This window comes from Roseateles sp. AC306 (assembly GCF_979253795.1).
Genome location: NZ_CEEDEB010000013.1, coordinates 74,676 through 97,367 on the forward strand (window position 1 = coordinate 74,676; position 22,692 = coordinate 97,367).

Consider the following 22,692-nt stretch of genomic DNA (forward strand, 5'->3'; position numbering starts at 1 on the left):
CAGGACAGGTAGATCAGGCGGAATAACGCCGGCGATAGCCGGCCAGGAAACGTTCGATGCGGCCGATGGCCTCGCGCAGGTCGTCCACATTGGGCAGGAAGACGAGGCGGAAATGGTCGTGCGCCGGCCAGTTGAAGCCGGTGCCCTGGACGATGAGTACCTTCTCTTCGGCGAGCAGCTCGTAGGCGAACTGCTGATCGTCGGCCACCGGGTAGATCTTGGGGTCCAGCCGCGGGAACATGTAGAGCGCGGCCTTGGGTTTGACGACGCTGACGCCCGGGATCTGCGTCAGCAGTTCGTAGGCTAGGTCGCGCTGGCGACAGAGGCGCCCGGTGGGCGCCACGAGGTCGTCGATGCTCTGGTGGCCACCAAGCGCCGTCTGGATCGCCAGTTGACCCGGCGTGTTGGAGCACAGGCGCAGCGAGGCCAGCATGTTCAGGCCCTCGATGTAGTCGCGGGCATGGCGCTTCTCGCCGCTGACAACCATCCAGCCAGCCCGGTAGCCGCAGGCGCGGTAGTTCTTGGACAGGCCGTTGAAGGTGATGAACAGCACGTCATCGGCCAGCGATGCCATGCTGGTGTGCGTCACGCCGTCGTACAGCGTCTTGTCGTAGATCTCGTCGGCAAAGATGACAAGCTGGTGCCGGCGCGCCAGTTCGATGATGCCGAGCAGCAGGTCCGTCGGGTAAAGCGCGCCCGTCGGGTTGTTCGGGTTGCAGACCATGATGCCGCGCGTGCGCGGGCTGATCTTGGACTCGATGTCGGCCAGGTCGGGCAGCCAGCCGGCGCCTTCGTCGCACAGGTAGTGCACCGGGCGGCCGCCGGAGAGACCAACGACGGCCGTGTAGAGCGGGAAGTCGGGCGCCGGGATCAGGATCTCGTCGCCGTCGTTGACCAGCGCATTGATCGACATCTGAATCAGCTCGGACGCACCGTTGCCGAGGTAGACGTCGTCCACGGTGACACCCTTGACACCCTTTTGCTGGGTGTAGTGCACCACCGCCTTGCGCGGCGCGAACAGGCCCTTGCTGTCGGTGTAGCCGCCGGCATCGGCCAGGTTGCGGATCATGTCCTGCACGATCTCGTCCGGCGGCGTCAGGCCGAACACCGCGGTGTTGCCGATGTTCAGCTTGATGATCTTCTGACCCTCTTCCTCCATCTGGCGCGCCTTGTCCAGCACGGGGCCGCGGATGTCATAGCTGACGCTGGCGAGCTTGCTGGACTTGGCGATGGGCTTCAAAGGGGCTCCGGAGCAGCGTTTGCTGCAATGCAGGGGGACTTGGAAGTTTAAAGGCCGGGCATGCGGAATGCCGTTCTGGGCGACACTCGCCGGCCCGGATTTCCGCCCCTGCTTTCGATGAAGTTTCAACTCGACGAGCCGCAAGGCGGCAACAGCATTTCACGCCACGACGCCAGTGGCGTCTGGGTCAACGGCCGGCCGCACACCGCCAGTGTGCTCGTCCCCTGGAAGGGCGATGTGGCCGCGTGGGCGCCTTCGCGCTTCGAGGAACTTCAGGCCGCGCATTTCGAAGCAATCAAGGCACTGAACCCCGAGCTGGTCGTCTTCGGCAGCGGCTCGAAACTACGTTTCCCCAACCCGGCCCTGTGGCGCGGGCTGGTCGAAGCGCGCATTGGTTTCGAGGTCATGGACCTCGCTGCGGCCTGCCGCACTTACAACGTATTGGCCAGTGAAGGTCGAAATGTGCTCGCCGCGCTGCTGATCGAGGGATAGGCTGCCCGACCCCCGGGTAGGACAAGGCCCTATAATTGCTGGCTATTGCATGCGGGCGCCCGCGTGAATTGCTGCACACGCAGCAGTCACGACCCGGAGACCCCGCGAGCACAAACTTGCCGCACCCCCCAATGACGCCTGCGCTCAACAAACCCCTGCCGGAAATTGAGGCTCAAGCCACCGGCGGCGTGAAGTTCACCGCCAACGCCTTCCTGGGCAAGTCGGTCGTGCTGTATTTCTACCCGAAAGACAACACGCCCGGTTGTACCACTGAGGCAATGCAATTCCGTGATCGCCACAAGGACTTCGTAAAGGCCGGTGCCATCGTGTTCGGCGTCTCGCGCGACAACATGGTTTCGCATGACAAGTTCAAGCAGGCGCTTGAGCTGCCATTCGAGCTGATCGCCGATACGGAAGAAAAGCTCTGTCACATGTTCGGCGTGGTCAAGAACAAGATCATGTATGGCAAGAAGGTCAAGGGCATCGAGCGCTCGACCTTCCTGATCGCCCCGAACGGCATCCTCGTGGGCGAATGGCGCGGCATCAAGGTTGCGGGTCACGTCGACGAGGTGCTGAAGGCCGTCAAAGGCCTGAAGAAGGAAGCTGCCTGACCCCGCGAACACGCGTTGTTCTCTGACATCGCGGGCGCCCGCGGGATGTGCATAATCAGCTCATGCCCCGGGCCGAATCCTTGTCTCAGACGTCAAAGCCGCACTCATCCTGTGCGGCTTTTTGCTTTCTGGAGCCTGGATCGCAAGGGGTTCACCTGCCGCCTATCCGCCGTACATGCCACTGCCTAAGCCCCCTGCACAACGCGCCAGCCGCCTCGATGCCACTGCTTACTCGGCCGATCTGACCCCCAGCAAACCGCGCGCCGACCGGCCGCACATAGCGCCCGTCCAAGCGTCCGTCCAAGCGCCCGTCGTCGCGCCCGCCGCCGCGCCTGGCGCAGCGCCGACAGCCGAAGTGCTGCGCCTCCCTACCCCCGCCTCCAGCCATGCCGCCAAATCGGCGCTGCCGACCAAGTCGGCGAGCAAGGCGCCGGCAAAAGCCGCTACGCCCAAACGCACCCGCAAGCCCGCCGAAGCCGCCAAGCTCTTCGTGCTCGACACCAACGTGCTGATGCATGACCCGATGTCGCTGTTCCGCTTCGAGGAGCACGACGTCTTCCTGCCCATGATCACGCTGGAGGAACTGGACGGGCACAAGAAGGGCATGACCGAGGTCGCCCGCAATGTGCGTCAGGTCAGCCGCGAGCTGGACCAGCTCGCCGCCAGCCTGAAGACCAGTGGCATCGAGGAGATGTCCAAGGGCCTGTCGCTGGCCGGCACGGGCCACCGCGAGGCCGAGGGCAAGCTCTTCTTCCAGACCGAGCTGATCGACGCGCCGCTGCCAGCCGGTTTGCCGCAGGGCAAGGCGGACAACCAGATCCTGGGCGTCGTCCAGGCGCTGACGACGCTCCACCCCGGCCGTGAAGTGGTGCTGGTGTCCAAGGACATCAACATGCGCATCAAGGCCCGCGCGCTGGGCCTGCCGGCTGAGGACTACCGCAACGACAAGACGCTGGAAGACTCCGACCTGCTCTACACCGGCGTCCAAGCCCTGCCTTCGGACTTCTGGGACCGCCATGGCAAGACCATGGAGAGCTGGCAGCAAGGCGGCACGACCTTCTACCGCATCAGCGGCCCGCTGGTGCCGACGCTGACCATCAACGAGCTGATCTACCTGGAAGCACCGGGTGCCACGCCGCTGTACGCCAAGGTCACCGAGATCACCGGCAAGACGGCCGTGCTGCGCACGTTGAAGGACTACGGCCACCAGAAGCACGCGGTCTGGGGCGTGACGTCGCGCAACCGCGAGCAGAACTTCGCCCTCAACCTGCTGATGGACCCGGAGTGCGACTTCATCACGCTGACCGGCACGGCCGGCACCGGCAAGACGCTGATGACGCTGGCCGCCGCGTTGGCCCAGGTTTTCGATGACCGCCGCTACAGCGAGATCATCGTCACCCGCGTGACCGTGCCTGTGGGCGAGGACATCGGCTTCCTGCCCGGCACCGAGGAAGAGAAGATGGGCCCGTGGATGGGCGCCCTCGACGACAACCTGGAAGTGCTGGCCAAGGGCGGCTCATCCGCAGGCGAATGGGGCCGCGCGGCGACGCAGGACCTGGTGCGCAGCAAGATCAAGATCAAGAGCCTGAACTTCATGCGCGGGCGCACGTTCCTCAACAAGTTCGTCATCATCGATGAGGCCCAGAACCTGACGCCCAAGCAGATGAAGACGCTGATCACGCGCGCCGGCCCTGGCACCAAGATCGTCTGCCTGGGCAACCTGGCGCAGATCGACACGCCCTACCTGACCGAAGGCAGCTCCGGCCTCACGTTCGCGGTCGACCGCTTCAAGGGCTGGGCACACAGCGGCCATGTGACTCTGGCACGCGGCGAGCGTTCGCGGCTGGCCGACTTCGCGTCCGAAGTGCTCTGAGCCAACCGCTCCCGCACTGCCCCACGGCCCCTCACGGGGCCGTTTTCATTTCAGCGGTTCAAGAGCCCGCCGAGCATGCCGGCCAAGCCATCGAGACCACCTGCGCCAAGGTTGGCGGGCAGTTGCCCGTTCGGCGTCAGCTTGTCGACGATCTGCGGCAGCCACTGGCTGAGCTGGTCGCCTGCTTCGGCAGGCGACACGCCGGCCTGCTGGGCCAGTTGGCCAAGCAAGCCGCCTGCACCGCCGAGCGCGCCGGTGAGTTGGTCGCCTGAAATAGTCTGGTTGACGCCGGTCGAGATCCAGCTTTGCACCTGCTCGCCGAGGCCGCCCGCCTGCAATTGCTGCAGCAGCCCGGGAAGGCCGCCTTGCAGCGAACCATTGGCCACCAGGCCGGAGATCAGAGCCACCCAGTTTTGACCGCCACCGGCCTGTTGGCCCAGGCCTTGCGTTGCGGCGCCGAGCAGGTTGTCCAGAAGTCCCATTGCAATCTCCGGTGAAGTGACTCGCGCCACAGTCGATGCCCGGTGCGGGCAGCCGAGGCAGTCTAGATCCCGACCGCGCAGGCCGGAAGGAAAGACCCGGGATAGAAAATGAGAGCGCTATCAACGACACTCCCCGCCGTCTTTCATTCGCGCAGCCTCAAACCCATGATCTATCGCCCCCTCGGCCGCACCGGCCTGAATGTTTCTGCAATCGGCTTCGGCGCCTGGGCCATTGGCGGCACCTGGGGCGACACCGACGACACGGCCGCAATGGCCGCCCTGCACCACGCGCTGGACCGCGGCGTGAACTTCTTCGACACCGCCGACGTCTACGGCGACGGCCACAGCGAGCGCCTGCTCGCCCGTCTGCGCAAGGAGCGCCCGAGCGACGCCTTCCATGTCGCCACCAAGGCCGGCCGGCGCCTGAACCCGCACGTGGCCGAGGGCTACCTCAACCTGCGTCCTTTCATCGAGCGCAGCCTCGCCAATCTCGAGACCGACGCCATCGAGCTGCTGCAGCTGCACTGCCCGCCCAGCGCCGTCTACACCATGCCGGAGGTCTTCGGCGCGCTGGACGACCTGGTGAAGGAAGGCAAGCTGCGCCACTACGGCGTCAGCGTCGAGCGTATCGATGAAGCGCTGGCCGCGATCAAGTTCCCGAACGTGCAGTCGGTGCAGATCATCTTCAACCTGTTCCGCCAGCGGCCGGCCGAGGTCTTCCTGCCGGCAGCCCGGGCGGCCCAGGTGGGCGTGCTGGCGCGCCTGCCGCTGTCCAGCGGCATGCTCAGCGGCAAGTTCACTCGCGACAGCACCTTCGGCGCCGACGACCACCGCGGCTTCAACCGCCAGGGCGAGGCCTTCGACAAGGGCGAGACCTTCTCGGGTGTCGACTTCGGGCAGGGCCTGGCCGCCGTCGAGGAACTGCGCGGACTGCTGCCTCCGGGCGTGAGCATGGCGAAGCTGGCGCTGCGCTGGATCCTGATGAACGAGGGCGTCACGACCGCAATCCCCGGCGGCCGCACGCCCGCGCAGGTGGACGAGAACGTCAGCGCCGCCGACCTGGCCGCTCTGCCCGCGCCGTTGATGCAGGCCTTGGCTGACCTCTACGAGCGCCGCATCGCGCCGCAGGTGCACGGTTTGTGGTGAGTCGTCCACCTTCTCTTCGGCAATAAAAAAAGCGGCCACTGGCCGCTTTTCCTTTGGCGCCGCAGCCCTATGCGCGCCTTCTGCGGCTCGCTGCCAGCCCGGCCAGCGCGACGCCAGCCAGGGCCAGCGATGCCGGCTCCGGCACGTTGACCGTGATGTCGGTGCCGACGACAAACGCGCCAGCGGCATCAAGCACGTAGAGGCGGAAATCGGTCGAACTGGGTCCGAAGGGATTGAAGTCGTAGCCAGCGGTCAGGAAGGCCATCTCCAGATTCCAAGACTCGGCCAGCACCTTGGGCAGGCCAAACGGCGCAGAAAGCAGGTCGATGTCGACGAAATTCGTGCCAGCGCCCGGGTTCGTGTCAATGCCCAGGAAGATCTTGCAGTCGGCGCAGCTGCGCACGTCGTAGACGAAGTCGAAGCTCCAGCGAGCCCGCAGCGGATTGGCCAGGCCCGGCTGGCCCTGGAACACGCTGACACCGTCGTTCGGCATGGTCACGCCACTGGTGTACGGGTGGGCGCCGAGCGCCACCTTGACATCGCCGGCACTGGCCGTATTGAACAGCACGCCACTCAGGCCCTTGCTACCCACCGGAGGCCAGCCGTCGGCGGGGGTCAGCGCGACAAGCGCGGCGTGCGAAGCCAACGGGGACAGCAGGGCGCCCGCCAGTGCCGCCAAGGCAAACATCTTCTTGATCATCTATGTCTCCTGTTTATCTTGATCGCCCGGTCAGAGCGGCGACAGCTTTAGCTGCGCACTCGACTTACGCACGAGCCATGCCAGCGTCAGACAGCCACACGTCAGCTCCAGTAGGACAGCACGTCCCTGATATCCGCGACAGATATTCCACGTTCGAAGGTGGAAAGAAGCCCGACATCAGGCAAACCCTGACTAGCGCGCCCTGCCAAGCGATCACATATGACAGGTATCTGACACGGCCGATGCTGTCAGCCGGTGGCATCGCGTCACCGGACAATCTCGATTTCATGCCACAGCCCGACCGCTGGATCGCCCACCTCGACATGGACGCCTTCTACGCGTCCGTCGAGCTGCTGCGCTATCCGCAGCTCAAGGGCGAGGCGGTCGTCATCGGCGGGCGGCGGGCGGATGCGCCTCGGCAGCTGGAGGACGGCAGCTGGCAGTACGCCAAGCTGCGCAACTACACCGGCCGCGGCGTCGTCACCACCAGCACCTACGCCGCGCGCGACCTGGGCGTGTTCTCGGCGATGGGTCTGATGAAGGCCGCGCTGCGTGCGCCCGACGCCATCCTGCTGCCAGCCGACTTTGATTCCTACCGAAAGTATTCGCGGCTCTTCAAGGCCGCCGTGGCCGAGGTCGCGCCGGTCATCGAGGACCGCGGCATCGACGAGATCTACATCGATCTGACCGACGTGCCCGGCGTGCGCGACGCCGTCGGCCACGACCCGCTGGGCGGCGTGAAGGCGGTGGCGCGCGAGATCAAGAACTCGGTTGGCCGCGCCACCGGCCTGACCTGCTCCATCGGCGTCACGCCCAACAAGCTGCTCTCCAAGATCGCCAGCGAGCTGGACAAGCCCGACGGCATCACCGTGCTGACGCTGGACGACATCCCGCGCCTGATCTGGCCGCTGGCCGTGCGCAAGATCAACGGCATCGGCCCCAAGGCCGGCGACAGGCTCGTCAAGCTCGGCCTGGAGACGGTGGGCGACATTGCCGCCGCGTCGCCGGAATGGCTGGTCGAGCAGTTTGGCGAGAGCTACGGCCAGTGGCTGCACGCCGCCTCCCACGGGCGGGACAACCGCGCCGTCGTGACGCACAGCGAGCCCGTGTCGATCAGCCGAGAGACCACCTTCGAGCGCGACCTGCACGCCGTGCACGACCGCGCATTGCTCGGCGGCATCATGGACGAGCTCTGCGAGAGGCTGTCGCACGACCTCGCACGCAAGCGCTATGCGGGCAAGACGGTGGGCATCAAGCTGCGCTTCGAAGGCTTCGTCACCGTCACGCGCGACCAGACCTTGAAGCAGCCCATCACCAGCACCGCCGACATCCGCCACGCCGTGGGCCTGTGCCTCAAGCGCGTCAAGTTCGACAAGCGGCTGCGGCTGATGGGCGTGCGCATCGGCAACCTCGTGCATGCCAGCGAGGTGCCCGCCGCCGCGCCGGCCGCGGAACGGGCCAGGGAGCCGGAGCGAGAAAATCTCTCGCTCTTCTGATGACTGACTCTCCCTCCTGGACCTACACCGTCTCGGTCCGCAGCCTGTGCGAGTTCACTGCCAAGCGCGGCAGCCTGGACCGCCGCTTCACGCCCTCGGCGACGTCGCTTGAAGGCCAGGCCGGGCAGATGGCCGTGCTGGCGCGGCGCTCGCCCGGCTACGAGATCGAGCTGCCGCTGGAAACCGTGCACGGCAATCTGCGCGTGCGCGGCCGTGCCGACGGCTACGAGGCGGACGTGAACCGGCTGGAGGAGATCAAGACCATCCGCGGCCCGGTCGAAATGATTCCCGAGAACCGCCGTGCGCTGCACTGGGCCCAGCTGGAAACCTATGGCGCGCTGATCGCCGCCGACCGTGGCCTGGCCGAGCTGGAGCTGGCCCTGGTCTACGTGGACGCCGACACGCAGAACGAGACCGTGCTGCGCGAGAAGGCCACGGCCACCGCGCTGCAGGCCGCCTTCGAGGCACGCTGCGCGCGGTTCGAGGCCTGGGCCGCGCAAGAGGCCGCTCACCGCAGCGCGCGCAACGCCGACCTGAGCGCCCTGCCCTTCCCCTTGGGCGAGCTGCGCCCGGGCCAGCGCTTGCTGGCGGAAGCCGTCTACCGCGTCGCCGCCAACGGCCGCCACCTGCTGGCCCAGGCGCCCACCGGCATCGGCAAGACGCTGGGCACGCTCTACCCGCTGCTGCGCGCCATGCCCGGCCAGCAGCTCGACAAGATCGGCTACATGACCTGCAAAGGCACCGGCCGCATCGCAGCGCTGGAGGCCCTGCACGCGCTGCGCGAGGCCGCGCCGACGAAGGCGCTGCGCGTGCTGACGCTGGTGGCCAAGGAGCAGGCCTGCGAACACCCGACGAAGGCCTGCCACGGCGATGCCTGCCCGCTGGCGAACGGCTTCTACGACAGGCTGGCCGCTGCCCGCGCCGAGGCCGTGCAGGCGGGCTGGCTGGACGCGCCGGCTCAACGCCGCATTGCGCTCAAGCACGACGTTTGCCCCTACTACCTCGGCCAGGAGCTGCTGCGCTGGGCGGACGTCGTCGTGGGCGACGTGCATCACGCCTTCGACCCCCACGGCCAGCTCTACGGCCTGGCGCAGGCGCAAGGCTGGAAGCTGGCGCTGCTGGTGGATGAGGCCCACAACCTCATTGACCGCGCGCGCGACATGTACAGCACCAGCCTGAGCCTGGCCCGCGTGCGCGAGGCCGTGGCCAACGCGCCGGCCAGCCTGCGCGCGCCGCTGCGTGGCCTGGCCAAGGAACTGGCCACGCTCGGCCAGGCCCAGGCCGCCGACTACCAGCCGCTGCCCACCTTGCCCGAGGCGCTGGGCGAAGCGCTGCAGCGCGTCAACGTCGCCCTGGGTGAGTACGTGCAGAACCACCCGCTCGAAGTGGGGCCGATGCTCGAGTTCTATTTCGAGTCCTTCAACCTGCAGCGCCTGCTGGACCGGCTGGACACGCACTCGCTGTGCGACCTGCAGCGCAGCGCAGCCACACGGCCGGCCCTGCAGGAGCCGGCCAACCTCTCGCTGCTTCCGGACGACGAAGACGACGGCCGCGACGTGCTGCTGTCGGTGCGCAACATCGTGCCCGGCCATTTTCTGAAGGAGCGCTTCGAGGGCTGTCACAGCGTCACGCTTTTCTCCGCCACGCTGGGCCCACCGGACTACCCGCGCCACCTGCTCGGCCTGCCCGACGACACCGCCTGGATCGACGTGCCCGCGCCCTTCCCGCCCGAGCACCTGAGCGTGCAGGTGGCCAACCTGTCCACCCGCTACGAGCACCGCGAGGCCTCGCTCAATGCCCTGGTGGATGTGCTTGCCGCGCAGTACGGGCAGCACCCCGGCAACTACCTCGCCTTCTTCAGCAGCTTCGACTACCTCGACAAGGCTGCCGCGCGGCTGGCGCTGCGGCACTTCGAACTGCCGCAGTGGAGCCAGTCGCGCAGCATGGGCGACGCGGCGCGCCGCGCCTTCCTCGACCGCTTCGTGGAAGGTGGCCGCGGCATCGGCTTCGCCGTGCTGGGCGGCGCGTTCGCGGAGGGCGTAGACCTGCCCGGCACCCGCCTCATCGGCGCCTTCATCGCCACGCTGGGCCTGCCGCCGGTGTCGCCGCTGCAGGAGCAGGTGCGCGAGCGGCTGGACACGATGTTCGGCGCCGACCACGGCTATGCCGACCTCGTGCCGGGCATGCAGAAGGTTGTGCAGGCCGCCGGGCGCGTGCTGCGCTCGGTCGACGACAAGGGCTATGTGTGGCTGCTGGACCAGCGCTACCGCCGCCCCGAGGTGCGAGCGCTGCTGCCGGCGTGGTGGCAGGTCAAACCCTGAGCGTGCGCGCCTGGAGCGCCCACCTCGACCCTGCCAGCCGTCCAGATCGTTCACTGCGTCGCCACCGGGTCCAATGAGCTGCTGGCGGATCGGCGGCGGAAAAGTATTTCGCATGAAGTGAATCCAAACCGCCCCGCGCGGCGCTCCAAGGAAGCAGCATCTACCGCTTCCTGGAGACCCCGTGTTCGAGACCTTCCAAAACTTCGGCCCGCTGATGATTCCCATCCTGGCGATGCTGATCCCCATCGTCGCCATCGTGTCGCACTACATCAGCCGCACGAGCACCGAGCGGGAGCGCCACGAAACCATCCGCGAGCTGGCGCGGGCCGGCCAGCCCATCCCGCCCGAACTGCTGGGCGAGGTACTCGACAGTGACTGGCACCGTGCCAGGCGCGACCAGGCCAACCCCAACCGCATCCTCATCCCCGCCATCATCAATGTCGCCGTCGGCCTCGGGCTGATGGGCATGTTCGCGGCGATGAGCCCGGGCTCCTGGCTCTGGAGCATCGGCCTGCTGCCGCTGTTCCTCGGGCTGGGGCTGGCGGTGTACTGGCACGTCGAACGCAAGCCGCAGCAGCCGCAGCCGTGACCCATGCGGAGCCGTCCGCCGCAGCCTTGCAGGAGGCTCGGCTCGTGACCCGTGCCGCCGCCGGGGACCGCAGCGCCTTCGCGGCCCTCGTGCAGGTCCACCAGGGCTATCTGCGCAAGCTGCTCGGCCGCGTCTGCCGGGGCGACCAGGCACGCGCCGACGACCTGGCGCAGGAAGCCTTCGTCCGCGCCTGGCGTGCCCTGCCCAAGTTCCGCGGCGAGGCGCGCTTTCGCACCTGGTTGACCCGCCTGGCCTACTCTTCGCTGGCCGCCGAGCGCCCGTCCCTGCCCCGCGCGGACGATGCCCCACCCGAGCTCGGCGCGCACAGCGACTTTGCCCCCGGCGCCGACTGGCGCATCGACCTCGACCGGGCGCTGGCCACCCTCAGCGAGCCGCAGCGCCACACGCTGCTGCTCTGCTACGGCGCCGACCTCAGCCATGCCGAAGCGGCCCTGGTGCTGGGCTGGCCACTCGGCACCGTCAAGACCCAGGTGTTGCGCGCCAAGGCCCGCCTGCGCAGCCAACTTCAAGCATGGGAGCCCACGCCATGACCGACCCTCTCCAGGACGCTTTCGACACCGCCCTGCGCCAGCAACTGCAAGGCGAAGCTGAGCCCGCCGACGCCGGCTTCAGTCTGAATGTGATGGCCGCGCTGCCCAGCCGCGTGGCGCCCAGCCGCCGCCGCTGGGCACGACGCATCAAGTTCGCACAATGGACGGGCGCGGCGCTGGCCGCCTCCGGTGTGGCGGCCATGTTCTCCACAGGCGCGGCCACGCTCGACGCCCCCCACGCGCTGGCGGCCCTGGCGCTGCTGGGCTTGCTGATCTTCTGGTCGGTTCCCAGCCGGTGGAGCCGGGGGTAAGACAGGGCACGCTGCCAGCAGTTGTGTAGGGATGTTGCGGCCGTCCTCGTTGCGGCTGCACCCGGTAACCCGGCGCGATGCCTGTGCGTGCCAAGCTGGCGGCGTATGACCCTCCGTGCAGCACCCATTGCCTCTCGCTCAGGCGCGCCTCAACTGTCCGCAGTCGCCGCGTTCGCCCTGCTGATCTCGCTCGCCGGCTGCGGCGGTGGCGGGAGTTCTGCAACGGCGGGCAGCGCACCCGCCCCCACCACACCCCCACCGGCAGTGCCGCCACCCGCCACGGCCGGCAGCCGCATCACCTGCAACCTGCCCAACTTTGAAGCCGAGATGCTGGCGGCCGTCAATGCGCACCGCCGCAGCGGTGCCACCTGCGGCGCACGCGGCATCTTCCCGGCGGCCCGTGAGCTGACCTGGAACGCCGCGCTCACGCAAGCCGCGGTCGCGCACAGCGACGACATGGTCACCAACAACTTCTTCGACCACACCGGCAGCAACGGCAGCACCCTCGGCACCCGCGTGACGGCAGCCGGCTACCAGTGGAGCAGCGTGGGCGAGAACATCGCCGCCGGCCAGACCGGCGTGGCCGAGGTGGTGGACGGCTGGATGAAGAGCGAGGGCCACTGCGTCAACCTGATGAACGCATCGTTCCGCGACATCGGCGTGGCCTGCGTGGCGGGGAATGCCAACACGCGCTACCGGACGTATTGGACGCAGGACTTCGGTACGCCGCGATAGCGCGATGTCAGGGCTGAAAACTCGGTCGACTTCAACAGACCCTTCAGCAGTCGATGGAGCGCATAGGATTGGCGGCAGCCAATCCACCATCGGAATTCCCATGAAACGCGTCACCGGCATCGGCGGCATCTTCTTCAAAGCCAAGGACCCCAAGACCTTGGGCGAGTGGTATCAGCGCCACCTCGGCCTCAACGTCAGCGAATGGGGCGGCGCCGTCTTCAACTGGGCGGACGAGAACCCGACCGGCGCCGGCATGACGCTGTGGACGCCGTTCAAGGCGGACACCGATTACTTCGCGCCCAGCCCCGCGCCCTTCATGATCAATTTCCGCGTCGCCGACCTGCACGCGCTGCTGGCGGCGCTGCGGGCCGAGGGCTGCGATGTGCAGGACAAGGTGGACGAGTCCGACTACGGCAAGTTCGGCTGGGTGGTGGACCCGGAGGGCAACAAGGTCGAGTTGTGGGAGCCACCGGCGGGCCAATGAAACCTCTTTATCCCGACGGCCGCAGCAGCGGCCTGCCGATGATGCGCCCCGATGGCCGCGCCATCGGCCCGGTGATCCGCACCCTGGTCATCGTCATCCTGGCGGCGATGGCCTGGATGCTGGCCGCGTCAGGTTTCGAGGTGAACGAGGCCGTCACGTTTGCGCAGCGGCACTGCGCCGGACGCGGGTCCCTGTTCTGCGAACTGAAGAACCTGCTGGCAAGGCAGATCCCGCCATCCTCGGCTGGCGCTGTGGACCTGGTGCTGCGGATGGCTTTCTTCGCGATGTTGCTGTGCCTCATCGCAGGGCTGATGAAGCCGCTGCTGACCAGGCGCCGGCGCTGACGCCACCCATCGATCAGGCATTCCTGTACTTGTTTCGCTGCCACATGCAATAGGCCAGCGGCACCGCGACCCCGGCCAGCACGGCGGCGGACCCGACCGCGACCGCCACCGGGATGGGGGCGAACGCCCACAGCGCCACATAGACAAGCCCGCTGATCGTGATGGACCAGCCGCCGAGCCGGTTGACCTTGCGAGCGAGTTCATGCGGGAAGAAGCGCTTTGGCATGCGGTTGCCGTACCAGGCAATCATCAGCCCGTTCATGGCGATGACCACGCGGGTGACGGTGTCGCCGTCCACATAGCCCAGCTTGCGCGCCAGCGTCATGCCAAGCGCCATCGCGATCAAGCCGCCAGCCCACAAAAGGCCCGTGATCAGATCCTTATTCATCGTGCGATCTCCTTCTTGCGCGCCGGCGCCGAGGCTTGCGTGCCCACGCCGAACGAATGGACGAAGCCCAGCAGCGCTTCCTCGAGCACCGAGAGCTTCAGGTGGTAAATGACGGACTTGCCCTCTTTCTCGGTGTGCACGAGGTCGGCCTCCTTCAACACCGCGAAGTGCGCGGACATCGTCGGCTTCGACACGGCGAACTGATCGCTCAGCTCCCCGGCGCTCAGCGGCCCGTCGCGCAGCAGCTGCAGCACCTGACGGCGGGTGGGGTCGGAAAGGGCTTTGAAGACCTGGCTCATGGATCGATGATTAGCTAATCATCGAAACGTGTCAAGGCAAAAGTCCTGATGAATTCCGCTTGAGGTAGGTCGCGTGACGGCGCAGACCGCACCACCGATGGGTGCACCCCGCCCCAAGCTGATGCAGAACGGCCGCCAACGCCGCGGCTGACAGGGGCGCACACCGGGCGCGCCGAGCAGGTGGCGCTCCGCGCACCAGAGGAAGCCCGCGAGGCTGACGCTCGGCCGCCGCGACTGGCACGCCTGATGCTTGCGTACCAACCGGTATACCAGAACGTACACGCTGCGTGGTCGTCAGGTCGACCCGCGCCGTATCGCCACGTTCCCATCCAAACCCAGGAGTTGAAGATGCCTCATTCGCCGTTGATCAAACCCCAGCGCCGCACGCTGCTCGGCGCAGCCGCCGCCATCGCCACCCTGGGCGCACCCGCCATGCTGCGCGCGCAAACACCGCCCAAGATCCGCATCGGCTACTGGCCGGTGGCAGCGGGCCTGCCTTTCTACGCGGCGGTGGAGAAGGGCTACTTCAAGGAGGCCGGGCTGGACGTGGAGGCGCTCAAGTTCGCCGGCGCCCAGCAGGTGATGGAGGCCATGCTGGCCGGCCGCTGCGACGGCAGCTCCAACGGCACGGGCTCGGGCAACCTGGGCGTGGGCGAGATCGCGTCGCCGGGCTTGTTCAAGATCATCGCCACCAACCCGAGCAACCAGAAATACGTGCTCGACCAGTTCCTCGTGCCCAAGGACAGCCCCGTCAAGACGCTGGCCGAGCTGAAGGGCAAACGCGTGGCCAGCGGCCCGGGCATCCAGAACAAGACGCTGGCGCTGGCCGTGCTGGAGCGTGCCGGCGCGGCCGGTACGACCGTGACCGAGCTGCCCATCGGCCAGCACGTGGCGGCGCTCGCGGCCGGCCAGGTGGACGCCGTCTACACGCTGGAGCCCACCGGCACCGTCGGCCGGCTCAATGGCACCACGCGCGTGCTGGAGGCCGGCGTCATCGCCAAATACATCCTCGGCGACCCGCTGGCGCCCTGGCACGGCGGCTCGGCCACGCTGACGACCGAGTTCATCAAGAAGCACCCGGCCGAGACGAAGAAGTACATCGCCGCCTATGCCCGCGGCATCGACCTCGTGCGCAAGGACCCGGCCCAGGCGCGCGCCTTCCTGAAGGGCTACACGGCCATTGAAGGCCCGCTGACCGGCGAGGTGCCGCTGGCCTCCTACATGCTCTACAACGAGTTCACGCCCAGCGATGTCGCGCACTTCCAGAAGTTCTTCGACCTCTTCACCGAGAAGGGCGTGTTCGAGAAGAAGCTGGACGTGGCTTCGCTGCTCTACAAGGCATGAGGCCATGACCACCGTGGACCCAACCCCCGTCGCCGCCCAGCCCTGGCGCGCACCCGTTGCCGACGGCCAGCCCGCCGTGCGCCTGCCGCGCTTCAACGCGGCCAGGCTGCTGCCCTTCATCGGCCCGCTGATCCTGTTCATCATCTGGGACCTGGTGGTGCGCTTCGGCCTCATCCGCCCCATCCTGCTGCCACCACCGCTGGCGACGTTAGGGACGCTGGTGACGGGCTTGGCCGGCGGGCCGCTGCTGCTGGACTTCGCCGTCACCGTGTGGCGCACGGTGCAGGCCTTTTTAATCGCGGCCGTCGTGGGCGTGCCGCTGGGTGTGCTGCTGGGCAGCAACGAGCGCGCCTACCGCAGCGTCGAGTTCCTGATCGACTTTTTCCGCTCGACGCCTTCGTCCGCGCTGATCCCGCTGTTCCTGCTGATCTTCGGCGTGTCGGACATCAACAAGATCGCCATCGCCGCGTTCGGTGCGCTGCTGATCGTCATCTTCAACAGCGCCTACGGCGTCATCAACGCGCGCAAGCAGCGGGTCATGGCGGCCAAGGTGATGGGCGCGTCGCGCTGGCAGATCTTCAAGGACGTGCTCGTATGGGAAAGCCTGCAACCCAGCTTCGTGGGCCTGCGTTCGGCGGTGTCGATGGCGCTGGTCATCGTCGTCGTGGCCGAGATGTTCATCGGCTCGGACAACGGCCTGGGCCACCGCATCATCGACGCGCAGCAGGTGCTGAACGTCAAGACGATGTACGCCGCCATCCTGGCAGCCGGCATCCTGGGCTATGTGCTCAACATCCTGTTCCTCGTCATGGAACGCAAGATCGTCCACTGGAGCGGAAGATGAACGCAGTCCTGAATGCCCCCGTCGTCGCCGACGTGCCGGTGCGCCCCTTCCAGCCCGGCCCGGCCGGCACCCACATCACCATCCGCGGCCTGACGAAATACTTCGCCGGCTGGCCGCTGTACGAGGACTTCAACCTCGACATCCCCAAGCACAAGATCGTCTCGGTCTTCGGCCCCAACGGCTGCGGCAAGAGCACGTTGATCAACATGATCGCGGGGCTGATCCCCATCGACTCGGGCCAGATCCTGTTCGACGGCAAGAGCCTGAAGGACACCAAGATCGGCTACGTCTTCCAGAACTACCGCGAGGCGATGTTTCCGTGGATGCGCACCATCGACAACATCGCCTACCCGCTGAAGATGGAAGGCCGCAGCAAGGCCGAGGTGGACCGCCGCATGGCCGAGCTGGTGGAGAGCTTCGACGTCAAGTTCGACCTGAACCGCTACCCCTATGAGCTGTCGGGTGGCCAGCAGCAGACGGCGTCCATCATGCGGGCGCTGGCACCCGGCCCGGAGGTGCTGTTCCTGGACGAACCCTTCTCGGCACTCGACTTCGAGATGACGCTGTTCATCCGCGAGAAGCTGCAGGAGGTCTTCATGCAGACGGGCACGACCATGATGCTGGTGTCGCACGACCTGGAGGAGGCCGTGTACCTGGCCGACGAGGTGCTGCTGCTGACCAAGCGGCCCACGCGGGTGGCGGAGATCCTGAAGTACGAGGACCCACGGCCGCGCACGGTGGCCACGCTGTCCGAGCCCAGCTTCATCTCGGCCAAGAAGCTGAGCCTGGAGATCTTCCAGCGCGAGGTGCGGCGTTGACGATGCGCTCGGAGATCCGCTGACTGGCGGCGCGGGCTCGCTAACATCGGCGTCATGCGGCCTCCCCTCGATCCTCCTGCCAACAGCCGCCTCAATCTGGGCGAGCAGGTCTACGCCCGGCTCAAGGCCGAGCTGAACGATTTCCAGCTCGTGCCGGGCGACCGCTTCTCGGAGGCCGAACTGAGCCAGCGCCTGGGCGTCAGCCGCACGCCGGTGCGCGAGGCGCTGTTCAAGCTGCGCAACGAGGGCTTCCTGGACGTGGAGGCCAAGTCCGGCTGGTCGGTGCGACCCATCGATTTCGGCCGCCTGGAGCAGCTCTACGACCTGCGCGTCATCCTGGAACTGGCCGCCGTGTCACGGCTGTGCGCACACACCGGCACGCCGCCGCCCGAGTTGGAGTCGCTGAAGGCCATCTGGCTGGTGCCGGCCGCCGAGCGCCTGAGCGACGCACGCACGGTGGGCCAGCTGGACGAGGCCTTCCACGCCACGCTGGTGCGCGCCGCCGGCAATGCCGAGATGGCGCGTGTGCACTGGGACGTGACCGAGCAGATCCGCATCATTCGCCACCTCGACTTCACCCGCGGCCACCGCATCGAGGCCACCTATGTGGAGCACGCCAAGATCCTGCGCGCGGTGATGCTGCGCAAGGTCGAGCAGGCCCAGATGCTGCTGCGCAGCCATGTCGAGCAGAGCAAGGCCGAGGTGCGCAAGATCACGCTGGCGACCTTGCATGAGGCGCGGGAGCGGTCGAGGAGCGCGTAGCTCCAGTGTCCCGGCCGGCAGCTAGCGCGACCCGGGCCAGACCGGATACTTGCCTGGGTCGGCCGGCTGCGCACGCCGCTGGAAGAACTCGGTCTGCTGCCTCTGATACCGCCTGGCGACCTCGGGCGCCAGCCAGCGATTCACCGCGTTGCGATAGTCCGGCCGGCTTGAAGCCCTGGCGATGGCTGCGTCGATCGCGATGATGGCCTTGCGGCCCCATTCGGTGTGCGGGCAGGCAACGCCCACCTGGATGGGCTCTGTGCCAGCCAGCGGCAGCGCCTGGAGTGGCACGCCCTGTTTCACGCCGGGGTTGCGCGACTGCAGCAAGGTCAGCACGAAGTCATATTCGATGAGGTAGTCCGCGCGGCCGAGTCTCAGCATCTTGATCAAATTGATGCCGCCCTCGGTGGCCAATACCGCGCGTATGCCGGAGTGGGCGCTGCGGCGGTTCAACAGGGCGTCGAGCGTTGCCGAATAGCTGCGCTGGGGTATCACCAGACCCCGCAGGTCGGGGCGGTCGAAAAGGGCGGCGGGCAGAACCTCACCCTGCTCGTTGCGCGGCAGCCGCGCAACGGTATCGGCGCGGGCGAGCAGTTGCACGGGCGGCAACAGATACGCCAGCGTGAAGTAGGCAACGCGCTCGCGCTCAGGCGTATGCAGTGCCGAGCCGAAGCAGGCCTGAGCGCCCTCGTTGAGCATCAGCATCGCGCGCGCAGTGTTGGCCACCGTCACCTTGTGCTCCCAGTCAGGCATTGCTTCAAAGATGAGCTTGAGGGCCGTGTCATTGATGCCGTCGGTCAGCCTGCCGTTGACGGGCATGGAGCCAGGAGGCAGATCGAGCACGATCCAGTTCAGCACCGGCTTGCCAGCCGCTTGAGCCCCGTAGGCCGCCAGCGCCAGCAGCAGGGCCACGATGCCAAACAAAGGCCGACCCAGGAGCGATAGAGGCCTGTTCATGGCGCAAGCCTATGCCGTCTGCTTCAGCGGCCTGCGGCGTCTGCCGCCATTCCGAGATTGAGTCGCAGCTTCTTCGGCAGCTTGGCCGCGACCAGCTCATGTGACCGTTTGACCAAGGCCTTCAGCTCGGCCAGCGGCAGCGCCTTCGCGTCCGACACCGCCACCCAGTGATACCTCGCCGCGTACGGCGCCGGCGCGAACCCGGGCAGACCGGTCAGCTCCAGGAAGCGATGCTCGTCGACCTTGAAGCTGCAATGCGTCCACTGGCCCGGATGCGGCCCGCCGACGAAGAACATCTTGCCGCCGACGCTGGCGACCCAGTCGGCGCCCCACTTGATGTCCTGCGTGGCGCCGGGCAGGTCCATGGCGTACTTGGCGAGGGCTGAAAAACTCATGGTGCCGGGAAGTTTGCGAGGTGACGGTGCATTCTGCCCACGCCGGCCCCGACGCGGGGTCGTGAATTCCTGCCGCAGCCTGCACTTGCCGGTCGGCCACACGCCGCATTCGCCGCGACGGGTCACGTGCCGTGACCACAATCGCCGCATGTCTCCTCGTGACCTCACTGCGCCGGACCTCAGCCCCTTGCAGCAAGGCCTGGCCCTGTTCCACGCCACGCCGCCGGACTACCCGCGCGCCGTCGCCTGCTTCCGCGCCGCTGCAGCGGAGAGCGGCGACCGTGACGGCCTGGCCATGCTCGGCCTGTGCCAGCTGGAAGGCCTGGGGCTGCGCGCCGACGCGGTGCAGGCCCGCGCACTGCTGGAGCAGGCGGCGGCCCGCGGCAGCGTCATCGGCCGCTACCAGCTCGGGCGGGTACTGATGACCGGCCGCGGCGGGCCCGCCGACGAGTCGCGCGGCCTGTCGGCCTATATCGCGGCAGCGGCCAAGAACCATGCCGAGGCCAGCTTCAACCTCGCCAACTGCCTGTACGCCGGCGTGGGCTGCCTGCCCGACCGACTCGCGGCCAAGGCGCTCTACCTGCGCAGCCGCACGCTGGGCTGCACGCTGCGGCCGCAAGGCGTGCGGGTGCAGCAGCGCGAGCTGAAGGCCGTGCGCGCGCTGGCAGTGCGCTTCAGCGACCCGCACCGGATGATCTTCCTGCTCCAGGAGCGCCAGCAGGAACTGTCGCTGGCGCTGGCCATCGCGGAGCCGCAGCAGGGGCCCGCGCGCAGCGTCAATGCCGCCAGACAGCAACCGTGGTGGCTGGCCGCAGGCGTCGTGGCCGCCATGGCCGGCACGCTGGGCCACTACCTGCGGCCGACATCGCGCGACGCGGGGCCCACGACTCTGACGTTCTGACGCCGGCCCATGAGGGCCGCGCTGGGTACGATCAACGCATGCCCTCGCGCCCCATCCGCCTGCCGTCGCTCGACGCCCTGCTCGCCTTCGAGGCGGTGGCCCGCACCGGCAGCTTCGAGGCGGCGGCCACCGAGCTGGCCCTGAGCGCCAGCGCCGTCGCCAAGCGCGTGGCCGGGCTGGAGGAGCGGCTGGACCAGCCCCTCTTCCTGCGCCAGCCGTCCAGGGGCCTGAGCCTCACGTCGGCGGCCCATGAATATCTGCCGCAGGTGCGCCAGGCGTTGGCCCTGCTTCAGGCCATGCCGCTGCACCAGCGCGCAGCCCAAGGCCGCGAGCGCCTGCGCGTCACCTCCACGCCCACCTTTGCCCGCCAGCTCATCGTGCCCGCCCTGCCCGGCTTCACCGCCGCTCATCCGCACATCGAGCTGGAGCTGACGCTGTCGGTCCCGTTGCTCGCTGAGGGCGACGCGGGTGCGGACGTGGAGATCCGCCACGGCGCGGTGCCAGACGAAGTGGCCGCCGAGCAGGTGCTGCTGCGCGACCAGCTCTCGCCGCTGCTTGCGCCGGCCCTGCTGGCCGCCCACGGACCGCTGCGCGAACCGGCCGACCTGCTCGCGTTGCCGCTGCTGCGCACGCCGCTTCAGCCCTGGGCGCCCTGGCTGCGCGCCGCCGGCCTGGGTGACACGCCCGAGCCCGACGAAGGCCCGCGCCTGGTGGACCTCGGCCTGGTGCTGGCCGCCGCGCTGGCTGACCAGGGTGTTGCGCTGGCGCGGCTGAGCCTGGCCCGCCACGAGCTGGCCGAGGGCCGCCTGGTGCAGCCCTTTGCGCTGACGGTGCCGGCCGAGCGCCACTACGGCCTGCTCATCCACCGGCACAGCCCGGCTGCCGAGGCCTTCGCAGGCTGGCTGCGGGCACACTGCCGAGCGCTGGAAAACTCTTCCGGCGCGGCCTGAGGATTTTTCCGACCTGCGCCGGGCCGCGCCGGCCTAGCATCGCGGCCACTCCGGAAACTTGAGTCGCCATGCCCGTCATCACCTGCATCGAAGACCTGCGCCAGCTCGCCGAAAAGCGCGTGCCGCGCATGTTCTACGACTACGCCGACTCCGGCTCCTGGACGGAAACCACCTACCGCGCCAACGAGAGCGACTTCCGCGCCATCAAGCTGCGCCAGCGCGTGGCCGTCAACATGGAAGGCCGCAGCACGGCCGTGACGATGGTGGGCCAGGCCGCCAGGATGCCCGTGGCCATCGCGCCCGTGGGCCTGACCGGCATGCAGCACGCCGACGGCGAGATCCACGCGGCGCGCGCGGCCGAGAAGTTCGGCATCCCGTTCACGCTGTCGACGATGAGCATCTGCTCCATCGAGGACATCGCCGAGCACACCTCGTCGCCGTTCTGGTTCCAGCTCTACATGATGCGCGACCGCGAGGCCATGGCCCGCATGATCGACCGCTGCAAGGCCGCCAAGTGCTCGGCGCTCGTGCTGACGCTGGACCTCCAGGTCATCGGCCAGCGCCACAAAGACCTGAAGAACGGCCTCACCGCGCCGCCACGGCCGACGCTGGGCAACCTCATCAACCTGGCCACCAAGCCACGCTGGTGCCTCGGCATGCTGGGCACCAGGCGCCATACCTTCCGCAACCTCGTCGGCCATGTGAAGGGCGTCAGCGACATGCGATCGCTCTCGGCCTGGACGAACGAGCAGTTCGACCCGCGCCTGTCCTGGGCCGACGTCGCCTGGGTCAAGGCGCAATGGGGCGGCAAGCTGATCCTGAAGGGCATCATGGATGTGGAAGACGCCAAGCTCGCCGTGCAGGCCGGGGCCGACGCCATCGTCGTCAGCAACCACGGCGGGCGGCAACTGGACGGCGCGCCGAGCAGCATCCACGCGCTGCCGGCCATCGTCGCCGAGGTGGGTTCGCAGACGGAGGTGTGGATGGACGGCGGCATCCGCTCCGGCCAGGACGTGCTGAAAGCCTGGGCCCTGGGCGCACGCGGCACCATGATCGGCCGCGCCATGGCCTACGGCCTGGGCGCCATGGGCGAGGAAGGCGTGGCCAAGGCGCTCGCCATCCTGCACAAGGAACTGGACGTGACGATGGCGTTCTGTGGCCACACGCAGCTGGCCAACGTGACGCGCGACATCCTGGTGCCGGGGACCTACCCGACGGCCTGAGACCGCTGCGTCACCAGGCGGTGTCGGCCGCGGTGCCCTGGTGGTACAGCAGTTGCCACTGCCCGCCCTCGCGCACCCAGATGGACGACCGCAGCGTGTGTCGCGTGAGCGCGCCGTCCAGTTGGCGGTGTGCGGCGCGGTAGGTCAGCAGCGCGGCGTCCGGGCCGAGTGGTCGCACGGCAAACTGGTCCGGAACGACGTCCGGCGATCCCTCCACGCTACGGCCCTGCTCGGCCAGGAACCGCAAGATGGTGGGCCGGTCGTACACGCGCCCGGAGCGTCCCACTTCATGGAAGCCCGCGTACAGCAGCGCATGCAGTCGCGCTTCGTCCAGGCGCACGCCAGGGTGGTGCAGTTCGACTTCGCGGCGCCGCAGTTCGTCTAGCAATTCGTCCATGCGCGCCATTGTGGCGATGACGGGCGGGCGATGTCGGGC

27 protein-coding genes are annotated in these 22,692 nt (G+C 67.8%); 19 read left to right on the forward strand and 8 right to left on the reverse strand.

Annotated features, from left to right (window positions below; genetic code table 11):
* Positions 1–13: 13 nt before the first annotated feature.
* Positions 14–1,240, reverse strand: a complete 1,227-nt coding sequence (locus AC0IZJ_RS21625; protein WP_471853600.1) for a pyridoxal phosphate-dependent aminotransferase — start codon at positions 1,238–1,240, stop codon at positions 14–16.
* A 60-nt stretch (positions 1,241–1,300) separates the two neighbouring features.
* On the opposite strand from AC0IZJ_RS21625, the gene AC0IZJ_RS21630 reads away from it, so the two are divergent.
* The 3 genes from AC0IZJ_RS21630 to AC0IZJ_RS21640 all read left to right on the forward strand — a co-directional run bounded on the left by AC0IZJ_RS21630 (position 1,301) and on the right by AC0IZJ_RS21640 (position 4,216).
* Positions 1,301–1,732: an Mth938-like domain-containing protein gene (locus tag AC0IZJ_RS21630; RefSeq protein ID WP_471853601.1), complete on the forward strand. Its 432-nt coding sequence runs from the start codon at positions 1,301–1,303 to the stop codon at positions 1,730–1,732.
* Between the two features lie 131 nt (positions 1,733–1,863).
* Positions 1,864–2,343 carry a peroxiredoxin gene (locus AC0IZJ_RS21635; RefSeq protein ID WP_471853727.1) on the forward strand — a complete coding sequence of 160 codons (480 nt, stop codon included), beginning with the start codon at positions 1,864–1,866 and terminating at the stop codon, positions 2,341–2,343.
* A gap of 175 nt (positions 2,344–2,518) precedes the next feature.
* Positions 2,519–4,216 (forward strand): PhoH family protein, encoded by a 1,698-nt coding sequence (locus AC0IZJ_RS21640; protein ID WP_471853602.1) that lies wholly within the window; start codon positions 2,519–2,521, stop codon positions 4,214–4,216.
* A gap of 50 nt (positions 4,217–4,266) precedes the next feature.
* Here AC0IZJ_RS21640 and AC0IZJ_RS21645 read toward each other — a convergent pair whose 3' ends face one another.
* Positions 4,267–4,698, reverse strand: a complete 432-nt coding sequence (locus AC0IZJ_RS21645) for a YidB family protein (protein ID WP_471853603.1) — start codon at positions 4,696–4,698, stop codon at positions 4,267–4,269.
* A 165-nt stretch (positions 4,699–4,863) separates the two neighbouring features.
* On the opposite strand from AC0IZJ_RS21645, the gene AC0IZJ_RS21650 reads away from it, so the two are divergent.
* Entirely contained in the window at positions 4,864–5,844 is a 981-nt protein-coding gene (locus tag AC0IZJ_RS21650) for an aldo/keto reductase (RefSeq protein ID WP_471853604.1), read from the forward strand.
* A gap of 67 nt (positions 5,845–5,911) precedes the next feature.
* On the opposite strand, the gene AC0IZJ_RS21655 is transcribed toward AC0IZJ_RS21650, so the two are convergent.
* Complete coding sequence (locus AC0IZJ_RS21655; protein WP_471853606.1) at positions 5,912–6,544, reverse strand: PEP-CTERM sorting domain-containing protein; 633 nt, start codon at positions 6,542–6,544, stop codon at positions 5,912–5,914.
* Positions 6,545–6,831: 287 nt separating this feature from the next.
* On the opposite strand from AC0IZJ_RS21655, the gene dinB reads away from it, so the two are divergent.
* The 8 genes from dinB (at position 6,832) to AC0IZJ_RS21695 (ending at position 13,375) form a co-directional block, all read left to right on the forward strand.
* The gene (gene dinB / locus AC0IZJ_RS21660; RefSeq protein WP_471853607.1) at positions 6,832–8,040 is read left to right on the forward strand and encodes a DNA polymerase IV; all 1,209 of its coding nucleotides are present in this window, start codon (positions 6,832–6,834) and stop codon (positions 8,038–8,040) included.
* Positions 8,040–10,361 (forward strand): ATP-dependent DNA helicase, encoded by a 2,322-nt coding sequence (locus tag AC0IZJ_RS21665; RefSeq protein ID WP_471853608.1) that lies wholly within the window; start codon positions 8,040–8,042, stop codon positions 10,359–10,361. Before dinB ends, AC0IZJ_RS21665 begins: the two co-directional genes overlap by 1 nt.
* 181 nt (positions 10,362–10,542) lie before the next feature.
* Positions 10,543–10,950: a DUF6249 domain-containing protein gene (locus tag AC0IZJ_RS21670; RefSeq protein ID WP_471853609.1), complete on the forward strand. Its 408-nt coding sequence runs from the start codon at positions 10,543–10,545 to the stop codon at positions 10,948–10,950.
* Between the two features lie 44 nt (positions 10,951–10,994).
* A complete protein-coding gene (locus AC0IZJ_RS21675) occupies positions 10,995–11,501 on the forward strand; it encodes an RNA polymerase sigma factor (RefSeq protein WP_471853610.1) in 507 nt (168 codons plus the stop codon).
* Positions 11,498–11,812 (forward strand): hypothetical protein, encoded by a 315-nt coding sequence (locus tag AC0IZJ_RS21680; protein WP_471853612.1) that lies wholly within the window; start codon positions 11,498–11,500, stop codon positions 11,810–11,812. The genes AC0IZJ_RS21675 and AC0IZJ_RS21680 overlap by 4 nt, the downstream gene beginning before the upstream one ends.
* A gap of 105 nt (positions 11,813–11,917) precedes the next feature.
* Complete coding sequence (locus AC0IZJ_RS21685) at positions 11,918–12,547, forward strand: CAP domain-containing protein (protein WP_471853613.1); 630 nt, start codon at positions 11,918–11,920, stop codon at positions 12,545–12,547.
* Between the two features lie 100 nt (positions 12,548–12,647).
* Positions 12,648–13,031, forward strand: a complete 384-nt coding sequence (locus AC0IZJ_RS21690) for a VOC family protein (RefSeq protein ID WP_471853614.1) — start codon at positions 12,648–12,650, stop codon at positions 13,029–13,031.
* Complete coding sequence (locus tag AC0IZJ_RS21695; protein ID WP_471853615.1) at positions 13,028–13,375, forward strand: hypothetical protein; 348 nt, start codon at positions 13,028–13,030, stop codon at positions 13,373–13,375. The genes AC0IZJ_RS21690 and AC0IZJ_RS21695 overlap by 4 nt, the downstream gene beginning before the upstream one ends.
* Before the next feature lie 13 nt (positions 13,376–13,388).
* On the opposite strand, the gene AC0IZJ_RS21700 is transcribed toward AC0IZJ_RS21695, so the two are convergent.
* Together AC0IZJ_RS21700 and AC0IZJ_RS21705 are read right to left on the reverse strand one after the other, a co-directional pair.
* Positions 13,389–13,763 carry a hypothetical protein gene (locus AC0IZJ_RS21700; protein WP_471853616.1) on the reverse strand — a complete coding sequence of 125 codons (375 nt, stop codon included), beginning with the start codon at positions 13,761–13,763 and terminating at the stop codon, positions 13,389–13,391.
* Positions 13,760–14,062 (reverse strand): autorepressor SdpR family transcription factor, encoded by a 303-nt coding sequence (locus AC0IZJ_RS21705; protein ID WP_471853617.1) that lies wholly within the window; start codon positions 14,060–14,062, stop codon positions 13,760–13,762. Before AC0IZJ_RS21705 ends, AC0IZJ_RS21700 begins: the two co-directional genes overlap by 4 nt.
* Positions 14,063–14,410: 348 nt before the next feature.
* Between AC0IZJ_RS21705 and AC0IZJ_RS21710 the strand changes: the two genes are divergently transcribed.
* The 4 genes from AC0IZJ_RS21710 to AC0IZJ_RS21725 are packed head-to-tail and all read left to right on the forward strand — an operon-like array spanning position 14,411 to position 17,830.
* Complete coding sequence (locus AC0IZJ_RS21710; protein ID WP_471853618.1) at positions 14,411–15,406, forward strand: ABC transporter substrate-binding protein; 996 nt, start codon at positions 14,411–14,413, stop codon at positions 15,404–15,406.
* A 4-nt stretch (positions 15,407–15,410) separates the two neighbouring features.
* Positions 15,411–16,250 (forward strand): ABC transporter permease, encoded by an 840-nt coding sequence (locus tag AC0IZJ_RS21715; RefSeq protein ID WP_471853620.1) that lies wholly within the window; start codon positions 15,411–15,413, stop codon positions 16,248–16,250.
* A complete protein-coding gene (locus AC0IZJ_RS21720) occupies positions 16,247–17,068 on the forward strand; it encodes an ABC transporter ATP-binding protein (protein WP_471853622.1) in 822 nt (273 codons plus the stop codon). Before AC0IZJ_RS21715 ends, AC0IZJ_RS21720 begins: the two co-directional genes overlap by 4 nt.
* A 54-nt stretch (positions 17,069–17,122) precedes the next feature.
* On the forward strand, positions 17,123–17,830 hold the full coding sequence (locus AC0IZJ_RS21725; RefSeq protein ID WP_471853624.1) for a GntR family transcriptional regulator: 708 nt from the start codon (positions 17,123–17,125) through the stop codon (positions 17,828–17,830).
* A 21-nt stretch (positions 17,831–17,851) separates the two neighbouring features.
* Here the strand turns inward: AC0IZJ_RS21725 and AC0IZJ_RS21730 are convergent, their stop codons facing one another.
* Positions 17,852–18,787 (reverse strand): TIGR02285 family protein, encoded by a 936-nt coding sequence (locus AC0IZJ_RS21730; RefSeq protein WP_471853625.1) that lies wholly within the window; start codon positions 18,785–18,787, stop codon positions 17,852–17,854.
* Between the two features lie 23 nt (positions 18,788–18,810).
* Positions 18,811–19,182 carry an MmcQ/YjbR family DNA-binding protein gene (locus AC0IZJ_RS21735; RefSeq protein ID WP_471853626.1) on the reverse strand — a complete coding sequence of 124 codons (372 nt, stop codon included), beginning with the start codon at positions 19,180–19,182 and terminating at the stop codon, positions 18,811–18,813.
* Positions 19,183–19,330: 148 nt separating this feature from the next.
* Here AC0IZJ_RS21735 and AC0IZJ_RS21740 point away from each other — a divergent pair, with 148 nt between their 5' ends.
* The 3 genes from AC0IZJ_RS21740 to AC0IZJ_RS21750 all read left to right on the forward strand — a co-directional run bounded on the left by AC0IZJ_RS21740 (position 19,331) and on the right by AC0IZJ_RS21750 (position 22,256).
* The gene (locus tag AC0IZJ_RS21740) at positions 19,331–20,083 is read left to right on the forward strand and encodes a tetratricopeptide repeat protein (protein WP_471853628.1); all 753 of its coding nucleotides are present in this window, start codon (positions 19,331–19,333) and stop codon (positions 20,081–20,083) included.
* 38 nt (positions 20,084–20,121) lie between these two features.
* Positions 20,122–21,033 (forward strand): LysR substrate-binding domain-containing protein, encoded by a 912-nt coding sequence (locus AC0IZJ_RS21745; RefSeq protein ID WP_471853629.1) that lies wholly within the window; start codon positions 20,122–20,124, stop codon positions 21,031–21,033.
* 68 nt (positions 21,034–21,101) lie between these two features.
* Complete coding sequence (locus AC0IZJ_RS21750) at positions 21,102–22,256, forward strand: alpha-hydroxy acid oxidase (RefSeq protein WP_471853630.1); 1,155 nt, start codon at positions 21,102–21,104, stop codon at positions 22,254–22,256.
* A 10-nt stretch (positions 22,257–22,266) separates the two neighbouring features.
* Here AC0IZJ_RS21750 and AC0IZJ_RS21755 read toward each other — a convergent pair whose 3' ends face one another.
* Positions 22,267–22,653, reverse strand: a complete 387-nt coding sequence (locus tag AC0IZJ_RS21755) for a nuclear transport factor 2 family protein (protein WP_471853632.1) — start codon at positions 22,651–22,653, stop codon at positions 22,267–22,269.
* Positions 22,654–22,692 lie beyond the last annotated feature (39 nt).